The sequence below is a fragment of the Allobosea sp. UC22_33 genome (assembly GCF_042700715.1).
In the GTDB taxonomy this organism is placed as follows: Bacteria; Pseudomonadota; Alphaproteobacteria; order Rhizobiales; family Beijerinckiaceae; genus Allobosea.
This window is the reverse complement of sequence record NZ_CP170556.1, coordinates 2,095,146-2,111,191: the sequence shown is the minus strand read 5'-3', so window position 1 is coordinate 2,111,191 and position 16,046 is coordinate 2,095,146. Positions and strand designations below refer to the sequence as shown.

Genomic DNA, 16,046 nt, shown 5'->3' with positions numbered 1-16,046 from the left:
GATTCCCGGCTATTCGGCCGCCTTCTTGGCCGCCTTCTTTGCGGCGGCGGCCGCGCGGAAGGTCGGCGCCCAGCCCTCCTTCTCGACCTGCCGGCCGCGCCCGATGGCAAGTGCGTCCGGCGCGACATCGCTGGTGATGACCGAGCCGGAGCCGACATAGGCGCCTGCGCCGATCGTCACCGGTGCGACCAGCGACGAGTTCGAGCCGACGAAGGCATTGGCGCCGATCGTGGTCTTCGCCTTGTTGAAGCCGTCATAGTTGCAGGTGACCGTGCCGGCGCCGATATTCGCGGCCGCGCCGACCGAGGCATCGCCGATATAGGTCAGGTGGCTGACCTTGGCGCCGGGGCCGATATCGGCCGCCTTCACCTCGACGAAATTGCCGACCTTGGCCTTCTCGGCGAGCCTCGCGCCCGGCCGCAGACGGCCATAGGGGCCAACGCTGGCATCAGTGCCGACGGTTGCGCCTTCGAGATGCGAGAAGGCGTGGATCACCGCGCCGTCATCGACGCGCACGCCCGGCCCGAAGACCACATTCGGCTCGATCACGACATCGCGGCCGATCTGCGTATCGTAGCTGAAGAAGACCGTATCGGGCGCGATCAGCGTGGCGCCGCCGAGCATGACGGCAAGCCGCTTGCGCCGCTGGAAATCAGCTTCCACGGCTGCGAGCTGGGCGCGGTCGTTGACGCCCTGGACCTCGCGTTCGGGCGCCCGCAACGCAATGGCGTCGAGCCCGCGCTTGCGCGCCACCTCGACCGCGTCGGTGAGGTAGAACTCCCCTTGGGCGTTGTCGCTGCCGATCGCCTCCAGGATCGAGAGCGCATGCTTGCCGGAGAGCGCCATCAGCCCGGCGTTGCAAAGCGTGATCGCGCGCTGTTCCGGGGTCGTATCCTTGTGCTCGACGATCGCCTCGAGATGCCCGTCCTTTTCGACGAAGCGGCCATAGCCCGTCGGGTCCTTGGCCTCAAAGCCGAGCGCGACGACGGCGGCGCCCTCGCGCAAGCCGCGACGAAGGGCCGCGAAGGTCTCGGGACGCACCAGCGGCGTATCGCCAAAGGCGATGATGACGTCGTCATGGCCGGCCGCGATGGCGGCCCTCGCTGCGAGTGCGGCGTGGGCCGTGCCCCGGCGTTCGTGCTGGATCGCGATCTGCGCATGCGGAAGCTGCTGGCGCGCCGCTTCGCCGACCTCCGGGCGTTCCGAGGAGATCACGACGGCGACGGCATCCGCGCCGGCCTCCGAGACGGCCGCGAGCGCATGCCCGAGCAGCGACCGCCCGGCCACGGCGTGGAGCACCTTCGGCCCGCGCGATTTCATGCGGGTGCCCTCTCCGGCGGCCAGGACGATCGCGAGGCAGGATCGGGCCGGCTGCATTTCCGTCATGTTTCTCGTTTCCCCTGCAGGGCATGGTCGAACCACAGCCCGCACATCACAATCGCATTCACGCATGCTGGCGTTGCAGGCGCCGTGGATAGCCGATCTGCTTGCCTTTTGCCAAAGTTCTATCGCGGCGACAGGCGCCTTTCGCGGATGGCCATGCCGCCGGGTTGACCCCGGTTTGATTTCGAGAGATCGCACCGTCCGAAAGGCGTGCATCTTCCCGGTCGGAAAGGCTTTTCAGGCGAACTGGAAATGCTCTAGAAGCGCGAGGGGCGAGGGCGTCGCCCGCGTAGTTTGGATCCCATGTCGAAACCGTTGAATCGTAGGCAGTTTCTGGAAGGCGCTGCGGGTGGCGCGGCGCTGCTCTCGCTGGCCGGACCGGCCGCGGCGCAGGCCCAGACGGGCGCGGCGGCCTTCAATATCCCCGCCCTCGTGGACGGGCAGCGTTTCGACCCGGCGCTGGTGGTCGAGGCCGCCAGGGCCCTGGCCCAGCGCCCGCTGCTTCCGCTCGCCACCAACGACCTGCCCGAGGGTTACACCACCCTGCCCGCCGACCAGTATGCGGGGATCCGGATGCAGCCGGGCGGCACGGTCTGGGCCGGCGAGAATCGGGGTTTCACGGTCGAGCCACTGCATCGCGGCTTCGTCTTCTCCAATCCGGTCAGCCTGTTCACGATCGAAGACGGCATGATCCGCCGCATCGGCTTCGACCGCAGCAAGTTCGACTATGGCCGCGTCGCGCCGCCGCCGGCCAATGCAGACCTGCAATTCTCCGGCATGCGCATCGCGGCCGGGCTGGAGCGCCCCTTCGAGGTCGCTGTCTTCCAGGGCGGCACCTTCTTCCGAGCGCTGGCGCGCGGCCAGAATTTCGGTGCGATGGCGCGTGCGCTGATTCTGCGCCCCGGCGAGACGCGCGGCGAGGAATTGCCCTTCTTCCGCGCCTTCTGGATCGAGCGGCCGAGCCCGGCCGTCGGTTCGCTGGTGATTCACGGCCTGCTCGATTCGGAGAGCGTCGTCGGCGCCGTACGGATGACGCTGCGGCCGGGTGACGTCACCTTCATCGATGTCGAGATGACGCTGTTCGCGCGGCAGGCACTGGACCATGTCGGCTTCGGCTGCACCAGCGGAACCTTCCTCTCCGGCCCGCAGAGCCGGCGCGTCTTCGACGACATCCGCCCCTCGATCGGCGAGGTCTCCGGCGTCCAGATGCAGTCGGGCGGCGGCGAGTGGATCTACCGGCCCGTCAACAATCCCGCGACCCTGCAGGTCTCCTCCTTCGTCGACGAGAATCCGAAGGGCTTCGGCCTGGTCCAGCGCGAGCGCGATCCGGCGGCCTTCCAGGACGACGACCAGCGCTTCGAACTCCGGCCGAGCGTCTGGATGGAACCGCTCGGCGACTGGGGCGCCGGTTCGGTGCAGCTCATCGAGATTCCCAGCGATTCCGAGCCGAACAAGAACATCATCATGTACTGGCGGCCGAAGCAGCCGCTCGCGGCCGGCAGCGAGACCTCGCTGAGCTACCGCCAGGCCTGGTGCTGGCAGCCGCCGGAGCGCCCGCCGCTGGCGCTGGCCACCCGCTCGCGGCAGGGCAAGGGCTCGCAGGGGCGCCGGCGGCGCTTCATCGTCGACTTCACGGGCGACAGGCTCGCCGACGCCGCGCTGATCGCCTCGACGCGCGCGACGATCACCGCCCAGCCCGGAGCCGTGCATAACGTTCGCCTCTGGCCCTATCCGGAGCGCAAGCTGATGCGTGTCGGTTTCGAGGTCGATCCCGGCAACGAGAATCTGTCCGAGCTCCGGCTCGTCCTGCAATCGGGCGGTCAGCCCGTTTCTGAGACCTGGTTGAATCGATGGACCTGGTAACGGCGACCCGCCGCGACGCCACGGAAGCGGAACAGCGCAGCTACAGCGCGGCCCGCGAGCCGGCGACGCCGCCCGAAGAGCCGCTGGTCATGCCGGTGCAGTCGTTCCGGAGCTGGAAGGCTTCGGATCGCCGCGCGCCGGCCGATCCGCGCAACTGGACGACGCCCTGGCTGAAACGCCTCTTCGTCTTCGGCGGCGGGCTGGCGCTCACCGCCTTCGGCGCCTGGGAAATGTACAATGTCGTGTCGGTCAGCCGCACGACCTCGCTGCAGTACGCCTTGCTCGTGCTGTTCACGATCAACTTCTCGTGGATCGCGCTCGCCTTCACCAGCGCGCTGCTCGGCTTCTTCGGCGTGCTCTTCGGCGCCGGCCGCGCGGACCGGGCGGAGAGCCTGAAGCATCGCACCGTCGTGGTGATGCCGATCTATAACGAGTCGTCCGCGCGCATCTTCGCGGCCGTGGCGGCGATCCGTGAATCGGTCGAGGCGACGGGCTTAGGCGACCATTTCGACTATTTCATCGTCTCCGACACCACCAATCCGGATGTCTGGGTGGCGGAGGAGCGCGCCTTCCTGGCGCTGCGCGAGCGTCTCGGGCCGAACAGCCGCGTCTATTACCGTCACCGGCCGAAGAACCATCATCGCAAGGCCGGCAACATCGCCGATTTCGTCACGCGCTGGGGCGGGCTCTACGAGCACATGGTCGTGCTCGATGCCGACAGCCTGATGACCGGCACCTGCATCGTGCGCCTCGCCGCGGCGATGGAGAACGATCCCGATGCCGGCATCATCCAGTCGCTGCCGCTGATCATCAATCGCAACACCTTCTTCGCGCGGCTGCAGCAATTCGCGGCGCGGGTCTACGGTCCGGTCATCGCCACAGGCCTCGCCATGTGGTCCGGCCGCGACGGCAATTACTGGGGCCATAACGCGATCATCCGCACCAAGGCCTTCGCAGACCATTGCGGCCTGCCGGACCTGAAGGGCAAGCCGCCCTTCGGCGGGCATGTGCTCAGCCATGATTTCGTCGAGGCGGCGCTGATCCGCCGCGCCGGCTGGTCGGTCTACATGCTGCCGGACCTGACGGGCTCCTACGAGGAAAGCCCGCCCTCGCTGATCGACATCTCGGTGCGCGACCGGCGCTGGTGCCAGGGCAATCTCCAGCATTCGCGGATCATGGGCGGCAAGGGCTTCGTCATGCCGACGCGCCAGCATTTCGCCACCGGCATCATGGGCTATCTCGCCTCGCCGCTCTGGCTGATGCAGCTCGTGGTCGGCATCCTGATCGTGCTGCAGGTCAATTACGCGCGGCCCGAGTACTTCACCCAGGAATTCACGCTCTTCCCGGTCTGGCCGCGCTTCGACCCCGAACGCGCCTTGCGCCTGTTCGCGATCACGATGGGGATCCTGCTGGCGCCGAAGCTGTTCGGCCTGCTGCTGACGCTGTTCAACACCAAGCTACGGCAGGCCGGCGGCGGCGCGATCCGCCTGATCGTCTCGGCGCTGATCGAGGTGCTGTTCTCGGCCTTCTTCGCGCCGATCATGATGCTGATCCAGTCCGGTTCGGTCTTCCAGATCCTGCTCGGCCGCGACACCGGCTGGAACCCGCAGCGGCGCGACGACGGCTCGATCCCGTTGAAGGACATCATCCGCCGGCACCGCACCCATACCGTGCTCGGCCTCATCACCGGCCTATCGGCCTTCATGATCGCGACCTCGCTCTTCGCCTGGATGTCGCCGACGATCGTCGGCCTCGTGCTGGCGATCCCGCTGTCATGGGCCTCGGGGCAGCTCGCCATCGGCCTCTGGCTCAAGCGCCACAAGCTCCTGATGACGCCGGAGGAAGGCGCACCGCCCGCGATCGCGACCCGCGCCAACGAGTTGCAGGCCGAGTTCGAGAAGGCCGGCTACGACGATGCCGACGGCATCAAGGCGCTGCATGGCGACGCGGACCTTCGCCACGCCCATGAACTGATGCTGCCCTACGGCCAGTCGCGCCGGCGCGGCGAGATCGAGCCGGACCGCGCCGTGGCGCAGGCCAAGCTCGTCGATGCCGAAACGGTCGACGATGCCGCGATCTGGCTGAAGCCGAAGGAGCGCATGGTCGTGCTGCACGACCGGGCGCTGATCGGCTTGCTCGCCTCGCTGCCGCCGGTCGAGGCCAAGGGCTGAGGCAGGTCGGTTCGGCACGACCTTTGTCATTCCGGGGCTTCGCGAAGCGAAGAACCCGGAACCCACGACGGGGTGGGCCGCTCGCAACCGAACACCTGATGTCTCAGCCGGTCGTGGGTTCCGGGTTCGCGCCTCCGGCGCGCCCCGGAATGACAAAGGTCGTGCCCAAAGGCACGGTCCGGTGAGTGTCTGCGCTGGCTGCGCCGCTCCAGCCCCTCAGCCCTGCTCGAACGCCACCATGCAGCCGAAAGCGTGTTCCGCCGGCACGAAGAGCCGCTCGTCGCCGCGCTGGAACGACACTTCGTTCTCGGTCAGACGCTCAGCCACGGCCTCCAGATCCGGCACCGAGACACAGAAACCGAGGAAGCGGGCCGGCGTCGTATCCGGTTCGACCAGATAGGCACCTCGCGCGGCCTCGGGATCGAGCACGTCGATGCGCCCGCGCGGCAGGGCGAGCACATAGTCCTCGTTGCCCTCCAGCACCTCGGCGCCGCCGCTGAAAGCCGAGAGGAAGGCACGGTGGAAGGCCGGCTCCTCCGCCAGCATCACGACAGCGGAAAGCGCAGTGGCGCCATTCGGATGCTGCTGGAATTCCGGGTTCCAGAAATTCTGAGGTTCCAGTTGCTGGCAGACGAAGAAGCCGCATTCCGGCGCGCGCGAGTCGGCGGCGAAGGCCAGTTCGAAGGCGACGCGGACATCGCTGCCGTCAGGGCGCCTCGCGCGGCGCTCGAAGAAGAAGGGCTCGAAATCGCCGATGCCCTGTGCCTTGAAAGCGACAGCGTCGGCCTTGGCGTCGGTGCTCTCCAGCACCAGCATGGAGAGCCCCTCGCCCTGCCCGGCCAGGGCTTCGCGCACGAAGGCGCCGAAGGAGAAGCGGCGCTCGCCATGGGGTGGGATCGCGGCATCGTCAGCGATCGTCACCAGTTCCAGGAAGGAGCCGGGAAACTGCACGATCCGGTTCTCGGTGCCCCAGGGATGGCGGTTGCGGGCGCCGACGCGGAAGCCAAGCTTCTCGTAGAAATGCCAGGCGGCATCGAGATCGCGGACACCGATGACGAGATGGTCGAGACCGCGGGGCGTTGAGGCGTTTGCAGGCATGGCAGGCTCCGTCGACAGGCGTATCGGAGCCCAAGGCTAGCACAGATCAAGGCGCGGTCATGTCGCGCCGCGATCAGGGCTCGATATAGTGCGGCAGGAAGCGCGAGGTGTTCTTGGTGATCGGCGAGGCATCCTCGCGGACGCAAAGGCCGCAGGCCTGCGAGGCGACGAGCCAGGAGCCGAGCACGGCATATCTGCCCTCTGCCGAGAACAGGTTGGTCGCGGCATCCTGCAGGACATGGCCCTCGGCGCCATAGGGGCCGTCGTCGCTGTCGAGCACGCGGCCGCGCTCCAGCAGCGTGACATTGGCTCCCTCGCGCGAATAGAGCGGCTTGCGGACATGCCGGGCCGAGAGCGTCGCGCAGCGCGGATCGCCCTCGAAGAAGGCCGGCAGCAGATTGGGATGGCCGGGCTCCATCTCCCAGAGGCAGGCGAGCAGGCCCTTGTTGGAGAGAACAGCCTTCCAGGGCGGCTCGACGAACTGGCAGCCGGAACGGCTAAGCGCCTTGCCGTAGTTCTCCCGGAACATCCATTCCCAAGGGTAGAGCTTGAACAGCGTCTCGATCGGCTGGTTGGCGCCGTCGCAGAAGCGCCCGTCGGTAAGGAGGCCGAGCTCCTCGATATAGGTGAAGCGCGCATCGAGCCCGGCCTGCACGGCGCAATCGGTGAGATAATCGACCGTGCCCTTGTCCTCGGGGCTGCCCTGCACGCAGGTCAGGTGCAGACGATAGGGCGACGGCTCTCGCAGGCCCTTGAAGGCCGCGATCAGGCGCTCGTGCAGCGAATTGAACTGGTCGGAGCCTTTCGGGATCGCGCCGCGCGCCATCGCCTGCTCCAGCCAATCCCATTGCACGACGCTCGATTCGAACAGGGCGGTCGGGGTATCGGCATTGTATTCGAGGAGCTTCGCCGGCCCGCGCCCGTCATAGGCGAGGTCGAGCCGACCGTAGAGGTTGCGCTCGCCGCGCTGCCAGCTCTCCCGGATGTAATCCCAGTGCTCGGCGGGAATCGCGAGCTTCGTCAGGATCTCCTCATGGTCGAGCGCCTTCTCGATAAAGGCGAAGCAGAGCTGTTCGATCGCCTCGGTCGGCGCCTCGATATCGCGCTCGATCTCCTCCAGCGTGAAGGCGATGGCCGCGCTCTCGTCCCAATAGCTCTCGCCGTCGATCGTGTGGAAGGCGAAGCCCAGGCGCTCGACCTGCTCCACCCAATCCGGCCGCGGCGGAAGCGTGACGCGGCGCATCTCAGGACGAGGAATGCGAGGAGAAGGAGCGCGCGGTCGAACCGAAGCCGCCCCGCGACGAGACGCTGGTCGTCGAGACGCTGCCGCCGCGCGAGCCGCCGGCAAAGGCCGCCGTGACATTGCTTCCGGAGGTCGTCGAATAGGCACGCGAGCGGCTGCTACTGCCATAGGAGCCGCCGCCGCCGCCCGATGAACCGGAGGACGAGCGCGCCTGCTGGCATTCGGGCTGGGTCGAGCCCGGCGGGCAGGCCGAGGTGGTCGGCGGCATCAGGGGCTGCGCCTGTGCCTGCGCGCCGCCGGACAGGCCGCGCGCCAGCATGAAGCCGGCCAAGGCCGGGATGAAATACTGCGCGCCGCCGATCGTGGCGGAGCTACAGCCATTGGCGCCGTACTGGACCTCGCAGCCGGCCTGGCTCTGGAATTTCGGCGCGTCCTTGAGCCGTGCGGCGGTCGCTTCCGAAAAGGCCGTCTCGCATTGCTGCGCCGTGAGCTGCCCGGCCGCCCGGCAATCGCTCAGGCTGTCATAGACGAGGTTCTCCTGCGGATCCTCTGATGTCATCGACCAGACGGTGGCGACGAGGAGAAGGCCGGCAGCCCCGAGCCCGATCTGCGATGAGCGCTTCATGGCCGCCTCATTCCGTCATGCTGGCCGCGGCCAGCGTTCCAGAGACAACGGCGATCACCGCGAGCATCACGGCGGAGGGCAAGCGATCCTCCTCGATCTTCCGCGACAGCTCCGGGATCAGCAACCGTGCCAGCCCATAGGCCGCGAACTGGATGATCATCGCCGCGACGGCCCAGAGCACGCAGTCGGGAATGCTGCTGGCCTGGGATATCGCCTGCTCCAGCGGCAGCGAGAAGCCGACCGTATTGCCGCCGAGCGCGACCGCCGCCGAGAGATTGCCGCCGCGGATCAGCGCGATCTCGTCATGGGCGGTCATGCGCAGGTAGACCGCAACGAAGGCGGCGATCAGGGCCGCGCCGACGACGAAATAGAGGAGGAATGCGGGCAGGCCCGCCATCGAGATCGTCATGCGGCCTGCCCCCTGCCCCGTGCGATGCGAAGACTTCGGATCAACGATCGCCCATAGTCAAGCTAACGCGAAAACCGCACAAGCCGTCATCTAAAAGGAGGATGCGCCGCATGACGAACCGGGAAGCCCGCTGCGCCTGCGGGCAATTGCGCATCGCCTGTTCGGGCGAACCCGTCAGCGTCTCGCTCTGCCATTGCCGGGATTGTCAGCGGCGGACGGGCAGCGCCTATGGCGTGGCGGCCTTCTTCGCGCGCGGCGACATCGCCGTGACAGGGCAGTTCAGCGATTACGAGCGGCCGGCCGATAGCGGCTATCGCGTGCTTCACCATTTCTGCCCGGCCTGCGGCAGCACGGTGTTCTGGGAGCCGTCGCGCAAGCCGGAGATGGTCGCGGTCGCGATCGGCGCCTTCGCCGACCCGGATTTCCCCGGGCCGAGCAAGGAAGTGTTCGAGCAGCACCGCCTGCCCTGGGCGACGGTGCAGCTCGACGAGGGCTGATCAGACCAGGCGGCTCTGGGCCTTCGCCGCCTCGATGAAGCTGGCGAAGAGCGGATGCGGCTCGAACGGGCGCGACTTCAATTCGGGATGATACTGCACGCCGATGAACCAGGGATGGTCGGGATATTCGACCGTCTCGGGCAGCAGGCCGTCGGGCGAGAGGCCGGCGAAGCGCAGGCCCTTCGCCTCCAGCTTCTCGCGATAGCCCATGTTCACCTCGTAGCGGTGACGATGGCGCTCGGATATCTCGGTCGAGCCGTAGATCGCGGCGATCTTCGAACCGGCCGCCAGCGTCGAGGCATAGGCGCCAAGCCGCATCGTGCCACCGAGATTGCCGCCGGCCGCGCGCTCTTCCAGCTCATTGCCGCGCATCCATTCGGTCATCAGGCCGACGACCGGCTCTTCGGTCGGCCCGAATTCGGTCGAATTGGCGTTCTCGATGCCGGCGAGCGAACGCGCCGCCTCGATCACCGCCATCTGCATGCCGAAGCAGATGCCGAAATACGGCACCTTGCGGTTGCGCGCGAAGGTCGCCGCCTTGATCTTGCCCTCGGCGCCGCGATGGCCGAAGCCGCCGGGCACGAGGATGCCGTGGACATGCTCGAGGAAGGGCGCCGGATCCTCCTTCTCGAAGACCTCCGACTCGATCCAGTCGAGATTGACCTTCACGTTATTGGCGATGCCGCCATGGGTCAGCGCCTCGATGAGGGACTTATAGGCGTCCTTCATCCCAGTGTACTTGCCGACGACGGCGATGGTGACCTCGCCCTCCGGGTTCTTCACCCGGTCGGAGATGCGCTTCCAGCCGGTGACGTCGGGCTCCGGCTTGGCGTCCATGCCGAAGGCGGCGAGCACCTCGGTGTCGAGCCCCTCGGCATGGTAGGAGAGCGGCACGTCATAGATCGAGGCGACGTCGCGGGCCTCGATCACCGCGGTCTCGCGGACATTGCAGAACAGCGCGAGCTTGCGGCGCTCCTCGCGCGGAATCTCGCGGTCGGTGCGGCAGAGCAGGATGTCGGGCTGGATGCCGATCGAGCGCAGTTCGGCGACCGAATGCTGGGTCGGCTTGGTCTTCAACTCGCCGGCGGTCGGGATATAGGGCAGCAGCGTCAGATGCACGAAGATGCACTGGCCGCGCGGGAGCTGCTGGTTGGTCTGGCGGATGGCTTCCAGGAAGGGCAGGCTCTCTATGTCGCCGACCGTGCCGCCGATCTCGACCAGCGTGAAGTCGTAGCCCTCGTTGCCGGTGAGGATGAATTCCTTGATGGCATTGGTGACATGCGGGACGACCTGGATGGTCGCGCCGAGATAGTCGCCACGGCGCTCCTTGGTCAGGATGTCCATGTAGATGCGGCCGGTGGTGATGTTGTCGCCCTTGTTGCAGGGCCGGCCGGTGAAGCGCTCGTAATGGCCGAGGTCGAGATCGGTCTCGGCGCCGTCATCGGTGACGAAGACCTCGCCGTGCTGATACGGGCTCATCGTGCCCGGATCGACGTTCAGGTAGGGGTCGAGCTTGCGCAGGCGAACCGTATGGCCGCGTGCCTGGAGAAGGGCTGCGAGAGCCGCCGCCGCCAGGCCTTTGCCAAGCGAGGACACCACGCCGCCGGTGATGAAAACATACCGCGTCATGGGAGGTCACCTCTATCGCCACGGGTTCGATTCGCTAAGCGCGTTCTGAGCAGTCCCGCCTTGCCCTGCGCGCTTGTCCACAAAAGAGAAGGCCGGTCGCCCGGCCTCTCCCATATCAAAAGAGAAGGGCCGGTTTCCCGGCCCTGCCTTGGTCACTGCTGCGGCGCCGCTGGCGGCGTCGGCGGCTGTGCGCCGCCCTGATTCTGGTTCTGCATCTGGCGCAGCTGGTCGAGCACGCCGCCGGCATTCGGGGCACTCGGACCGGCGGGCGCGCCGGGGGTGGCAGGAGCCGAGGTCGCAGGCGCGCCGTCGATGATCGAGCGCTGGGTGCGGCCGGTATTGGCCATCACCGCGAGCACGATCGAGGTCAGGAAGAAAAGGCCGGCGAGAATCGCGGTCGCGCGGGTCAGGGCATTGGCCTGGCCGCGGCCGGTCATGAAGCCGCCGACGCCGCCTCCGCCGCCCGAACCCATGCCGAGACCGCCGCCTTCGGAGCGCTGCAGCAGCACGACGCCGACGAGTGCGACGACGATGATCAGGTGGATGACGATGAGAACGTTCTGCATGGTCTCACGAAAATGGGCATGGCGCGGGCCGCCGCCAAGGGCCACCCGCTCCTCCTCGAAGATCGAGGCGAATTCGGCGCGGCACATAACATGCGTGGACCGGCAGCGCCACCCCTGCGTGCCGGCCTATTCATGCAGGAGTGGTTCAGCCGGCGCAGGCGCGGGCGATCGCCAGGAATTCCTCGGCCTTGAGGCTGGCGCCGCCGACGAGCGCGCCGTCGACATGGGCGACATTCATCAGTTCGGCGGCGTTCGAGGGTTTGACCGAGCCGCCATAGAGCAGGCGCACGCCGGCCGCTTGCTGCTTGCCGAGCAGGCGCCCGAGCTCGGCGCGGATCGCCTCATGCATCTCGGCGACATCGGCCGCGGTCGGCGTCAGGCCGGTGCCGATCGCCCAGACCGGCTCATAGGCGACGACGAGCGTCGCGGGCGTCGCGCCCTCGGGCACCGAGCCGCGCAACTGCTTCTTGACGACGGCGAGCGCCTTGCCGGCCTCGCGCTCGTCCCTGGTCTCGCCGACGCAGACGATGGGCACCAGCAACGCCTTCTGCGCGGCTTCGGCCTTGGCCTTGACGGTCGCGTTGGTCTCGCCGTGCAGCGTGCGGCGCTCGGAATGGCCGACGATGCAGAAGCTGGCGCCCGCGTCAGTGAGCATCGCGGCGGAAACCTCGCCGGTGAAGGCGCCGGAGCCTTGCGTGCTGCAATCCTGGCCGCCGGTCGCGATGCGCGAGCCGATCAGCGCGGCGGTCGCTGCGAAGAGCAGGCTGGCGGGCGGGCAGATGGCGAGGTCGACGGCCGGCTTCAGCGCGGCGTCGTAGCCTCTGGCCACCTCGGCCGCGATGGCGAGGTCGGCTTTCAGCCCGTTCATCTTCCAGTTGCCCGCCACCAGCGGCTTGATGCTGCGCGTCACGTCGATCCTCCGAAATTCGTTCTTCCGGCTCTAGCAACGCCCGGCCGGCGCCGCAATCGCATGCGAGGCCGCATCGGAAGGCTTACGGCGATTGCGGCTTTCGCCGTCGGTTCCTATAAGCAGCGCCGGCAAATACGCGCGCGGGCCCGTTTCCGCGCTACGAACAGGTTCAGGGAAAGACGGCTTTCATGATGATGCAGGGCATCCGCAAGGCGGGTCAGGGTCTCCTTGGGAAGATCGTGATCGCCATCATGTTCAGCTTCCTCATCATGTCCTTCGCGATCTGGGGCGTGGGCGATATCTTCCGCGGCTACGGCCGCAACGAGGTCGCCAAGGTCGGCAAGTCCGAGATCGGCCTCGAGCAGATGCGGACGGCCTATCAGAACGAGATCCAGAACCTGATCCGCCAGCAGCGCCGGCAGATCTCGCCGGAGATGGCGCGTGCGCTCGGCCTCGACCGGCAGGTGCTGTCGCGCCTGCTGACTGAAGCGACGCTCGACCAGACGGCGCAGGGCATGCGGCTGGCGGTCTCCGACGAGACCATCCGCAACCTGATCTTCGACGATCAGGTCTTCCGCGACGCCTCCGGCCAGTTCTCGGCCGCCCGCTTCAACGAATTGCTGCGCACGAACGGTTATAGCGAGCAGAGCTATGTCGCGCTCCAGCGCTCGATCATCCTGCGCCAGCAGCTCTCGGAAATGGTCGTCGGCGGCCTCTCCGCGCCGCTCGCGCTGCAGGAAATCGGCAACCGCCTGCGCAACGAGAAGCGTGGCATCACCTTTGCCCGGATGCCGGCGAGCGCCGCCGGCGAGATCGCGGCGCCGACCGAGGACCAGCTCAAGAGCTTCTTCAACGACCGCAAGGCCGCGTTCCGCGCGCCTGAATTCCGCACGGCCGCCATCCTCTCGATCACGGCCGAGACGCTGGCCGATCCCGCCAAGGTCACCGACGAGGAGGCCAAGGCCCGCTACGAGGCGACCAAGGCCCAGCGCTTCACGGCCGCCGAGATGCGCACCGTCCAGCAGATCCCGTTCCCGAACGCCGAGGAGGCGCAGGCCGCCAAGGCCAAGATCGACGGCGGCGAGACCTTCGACGAGATCGCGACCGAGCGGAACGTCGCCTTCAACAGCCTGACGCTGGGCACCTTCACCCGCGAGCAGATGATCGACCCTGCTGTGCGCGATGCCGCCTTCGCGCTCGAGGAAGGCGCCGTCAGCGCCCCGGTCACGGGGGCCTTCGGCACGGTGCTGCTGCGCGTGACCAAGGTCGACAGCGCGCATGTGCGCCCGTTCGAGGAGGTCGCGGCCGAGGTGAAGCAGGAGCTGGCGACGAGCCGCGCCGCCAGTCAGGTCACCGAGTTGCACGACAAGATCGAGGACCAGCGCGCCTCGGCCCGTCCGCTCGCCGAGATCGCGAGGGAGCTCAACCTCACGCTGCGCATGGCAGGCCCGATCAATGCCAGCCTCGGCAAGCCGGACGGTTCGCGCGAGGAGGCGCTGCCGGGTGGCGATTCGACGCTGCAGGCGATCTTCCGCTCGGATATCGGCGTCGACAACGAAGCGATCCGCCTGCCCCGCAACACCGGCTATGTCTGGTTCGACGTCACCAAGATCGACCCGGCGCGTGAGCGCAACTTCGACGAGGTCAAGGCCGAGGTCGAGAAGCAGTGGCGCGCCGACGAAACCGCGACGAAGCTTTCCGCCAAGGCGCGCGAGCTGGTCGAGCGTCTCGACAAGGGCGAGAATTTCGACGCTGTCGCGGCCTCCGCCGGCCTGACCATCGAGACCGCGGCCGATCTCGGCCGGCAGGACCAGCGCCCGGAAATCCCCGGCACGGTCGTCGCGCAGGTCTTCGGCACCGCCGCCGGCAAGAGCAACTCGGCTTCCGGCACCGATGGCGGGCGCATCCTGTTCAAGGTCGATTCGGCGACCGTCGCGCCTTACGTCCGCACGACGCAGGAGGCCGGCAATTTCGAGCGCCTGCTGTCGTCCAGCGTCAGCGAGGACATCATGCTGCAATATGTCGCGAAGCGGCAGGCCGAACTCGGCGTCAGCATCAACGAGGCCGCCTTCCGCAATGCGACGGGCGGGGCGCAGAACTGACGATGCAGCCGCTCCAGGAGTTCGAGCATTTCGCGCAGGCCTACGAGACCGGCGCACCACAGCTTCTGCGGCAGGTGCTGGTCGGCGATTGCGAGACGCCGGTCGCCGCGTTTCTGAAGCTGCGCCATGCCACGACCGGCCCGGCCTTCCTGCTCGAATCGGTCGAGGGCGGCGCCGTGCGCGGCCGCTACTCGATGATCGGGCTGGAGCCCGACCTGATCTGGCGCTGCCATCACGGGCAGGCCTCGCTCTGCCGCACCGCGCTGGGCGAGAGCTTCCTCGACGATCCGCGCCCGGCCTTCGAGAGCCTGCGCGCCCTGCTCGAAGAAAGCGCCATCCCGGAGGCCGAGGGGCTGCCGCCGATGGCATCCGGCGTCTTCGGCTATCTCGGCTACGACATGGTGCGCCTGATGGAGCGCCTGCCAGAGCCGAAGGAGACCGGCACCGGGGTGCCCGACGCCATCCTGACGCGGCCGACACTGATGGTGGTGTTCGACGCGGTGCGCGACGAGATCCATGTCGTGACGCCCGTCCGGCACATGCCGGGCGTCAGTGCGCGCCATGCCTATGAGCGGGCACAGGAGCGGCTGGAGGCCGTGGTGCGGGCCCTTGAAGGCGCCCTCCCCGCAGAGGCCGAGATCGACATCGCCAACCTGCCGGTCCCGGCGACCACCTCGAACACCAGCGAGGCCGAATATCTGGAGATGGTCGCCAAGGCGAAGGAGTACATCCGCGCCGGCGACATCTTCCAGGTGGTGCTCTCGCAGCGCTTCGAGGCGCCTTTCGCCCTGCCGCCCTTCGCGCTCTACCGGGCGCTGCGGCGGGTCAATCCGGCGCCGTTCCTCTGCTATCTCGATTTCGCCGACTTCCAGATCGTCTGCTCGAGCCCCGAGATTCTGGTCCGCCTGCGCGACGACACGGTCACGATCCGGCCGATCGCCGGCACGCGGCGGCGCGGCGCCACTCAGGCCGAGGACGATGCCCTGGCCGAGGAGCTGCTGGCCGATCCGAAGGAGCGCGCCGAGCACCTGATGCTGCTTGATCTCGGGCGCAACGATGTCGGCCGCGTCGCCAAGATCGGCACGGTGAAGGTCACCGATTCGTTCTTCATCGAGCGCTACAGCCAGGTGATGCACATCGTCTCGAACGTCGAAGGCAGGATCGACCCGAAGCACGATTCGTTGGGCGCCCTGATCGCCGGCTTCCCGGCCGGGACGGTCTCGGGCGCGCCGAAGGTCCGGGCGATGGAGATCATCGACGAGCTGGAGCGCGACGCGCGTGGCGCCTATGCCGGCTGCATCGGCTATTTCGGCGCCAATGGCGAGATGGATACCTGCATCGTGCTGCGCACGGCCGTGGTCAAGGACGGGCGCATGCATGTCCAGGCCGGCGCCGGCATCGTCTACGATTCGAATCCTGCCTCCGAGCAGGAAGAATGCATCAACAAAGCCAAGGCCCTGTTCCGCGCCGCCGAGGAGGCGATCCGCTTCGCTGCCCGCAGCGGGCGCGGCCAGTAGCCTGCACAGGCAAGTCGCCAAACGAAAAACGCC

13 protein-coding genes are annotated in these 16,046 nt (G+C 67.6%); 5 read left to right on the top strand and 8 right to left on the bottom strand.

Annotated elements, in window-relative coordinates; all coding sequences use genetic code 11:
* Positions 1 to 9 precede the first annotated feature (9 nt).
* A complete protein-coding gene (glmU, locus tag ACFJGT_RS10050; RefSeq protein WP_377848958.1) occupies positions 10 to 1,377 on the bottom strand; it encodes a bifunctional UDP-N-acetylglucosamine diphosphorylase/glucosamine-1-phosphate N-acetyltransferase GlmU in 1,368 nt (455 codons plus the stop codon).
* A 321-nt stretch (positions 1,378 to 1,698) separates the two neighbouring features.
* Between glmU and ACFJGT_RS10045 the strand changes: the two genes are divergently transcribed.
* Together ACFJGT_RS10045 and mdoH are read left to right on the top strand one after the other, a co-directional pair.
* A complete protein-coding gene (locus ACFJGT_RS10045; RefSeq protein WP_377848381.1) occupies positions 1,699 to 3,246 on the top strand; it encodes a glucan biosynthesis protein in 1,548 nt (515 codons plus the stop codon).
* The gene (gene mdoH, locus ACFJGT_RS10040) at positions 3,234 to 5,417 is read left to right on the top strand and encodes a glucans biosynthesis glucosyltransferase MdoH (RefSeq protein WP_377848380.1); all 2,184 of its coding nucleotides are present in this window, start codon (positions 3,234 to 3,236) and stop codon (positions 5,415 to 5,417) included. Before ACFJGT_RS10045 ends, mdoH begins: the two co-directional genes overlap by 13 nt.
* A gap of 216 nt (positions 5,418 to 5,633) precedes the next feature.
* Here mdoH and ACFJGT_RS10035 read toward each other — a convergent pair whose 3' ends face one another.
* The 4 genes from ACFJGT_RS10035 to ACFJGT_RS10020 form a co-directional block, all read right to left on the bottom strand.
* Positions 5,634 to 6,515, bottom strand: a complete 882-nt coding sequence (locus ACFJGT_RS10035; protein WP_377848379.1) for a VOC family protein — start codon at positions 6,513 to 6,515, stop codon at positions 5,634 to 5,636.
* Positions 6,516 to 6,588: 73 nt separating this feature from the next.
* The gene (locus ACFJGT_RS10030) at positions 6,589 to 7,758 is read right to left on the bottom strand and encodes a glutathionylspermidine synthase family protein (protein WP_377848378.1); all 1,170 of its coding nucleotides are present in this window, start codon (positions 7,756 to 7,758) and stop codon (positions 6,589 to 6,591) included.
* 1 nt (position 7,759) lies between these two features.
* The gene (locus tag ACFJGT_RS10025; protein ID WP_377848377.1) at positions 7,760 to 8,383 is read right to left on the bottom strand and encodes a DUF1190 domain-containing protein; all 624 of its coding nucleotides are present in this window, start codon (positions 8,381 to 8,383) and stop codon (positions 7,760 to 7,762) included.
* A 7-nt stretch (positions 8,384 to 8,390) separates the two neighbouring features.
* Positions 8,391 to 8,792, bottom strand: a complete 402-nt coding sequence (locus ACFJGT_RS10020) for a DUF350 domain-containing protein (protein WP_336814875.1) — start codon at positions 8,790 to 8,792, stop codon at positions 8,391 to 8,393.
* Between the two features lie 110 nt (positions 8,793 to 8,902).
* Between ACFJGT_RS10020 and ACFJGT_RS10015 the strand changes: the two genes are divergently transcribed.
* Positions 8,903 to 9,289, top strand: a complete 387-nt coding sequence (locus tag ACFJGT_RS10015) for a GFA family protein (protein WP_377848376.1) — start codon at positions 8,903 to 8,905, stop codon at positions 9,287 to 9,289.
* Here the strand turns inward: ACFJGT_RS10015 and ACFJGT_RS10010 are convergent, their stop codons facing one another.
* The 3 genes from ACFJGT_RS10010 to tpiA form a co-directional block, all read right to left on the bottom strand.
* Positions 9,290 to 10,918, bottom strand: coding sequence for a CTP synthase (locus ACFJGT_RS10010; RefSeq protein ID WP_199086261.1), 1,629 nt, complete (start codon positions 10,916 to 10,918; stop codon positions 9,290 to 9,292).
* 152 nt (positions 10,919 to 11,070) lie between these two features.
* Positions 11,071 to 11,484 (bottom strand): preprotein translocase subunit SecG, encoded by a 414-nt coding sequence (gene secG, locus ACFJGT_RS10005; RefSeq protein ID WP_257733041.1) that lies wholly within the window; start codon positions 11,482 to 11,484, stop codon positions 11,071 to 11,073.
* A 145-nt stretch (positions 11,485 to 11,629) separates the two neighbouring features.
* A complete protein-coding gene (tpiA, locus tag ACFJGT_RS10000; protein WP_377848375.1) occupies positions 11,630 to 12,394 on the bottom strand; it encodes a triose-phosphate isomerase in 765 nt (254 codons plus the stop codon).
* A 188-nt stretch (positions 12,395 to 12,582) separates the two neighbouring features.
* On the opposite strand from tpiA, the gene ACFJGT_RS09995 reads away from it, so the two are divergent.
* The gene (locus tag ACFJGT_RS09995) at positions 12,583 to 14,496 is read left to right on the top strand and encodes a SurA N-terminal domain-containing protein (RefSeq protein ID WP_377848374.1); all 1,914 of its coding nucleotides are present in this window, start codon (positions 12,583 to 12,585) and stop codon (positions 14,494 to 14,496) included.
* A gap of 2 nt (positions 14,497 to 14,498) precedes the next feature.
* Complete coding sequence (trpE, locus tag ACFJGT_RS09990; protein WP_377848373.1) at positions 14,499 to 16,013, top strand: anthranilate synthase component I; 1,515 nt, start codon at positions 14,499 to 14,501, stop codon at positions 16,011 to 16,013.
* Positions 16,014 to 16,046 lie beyond the last annotated feature (33 nt).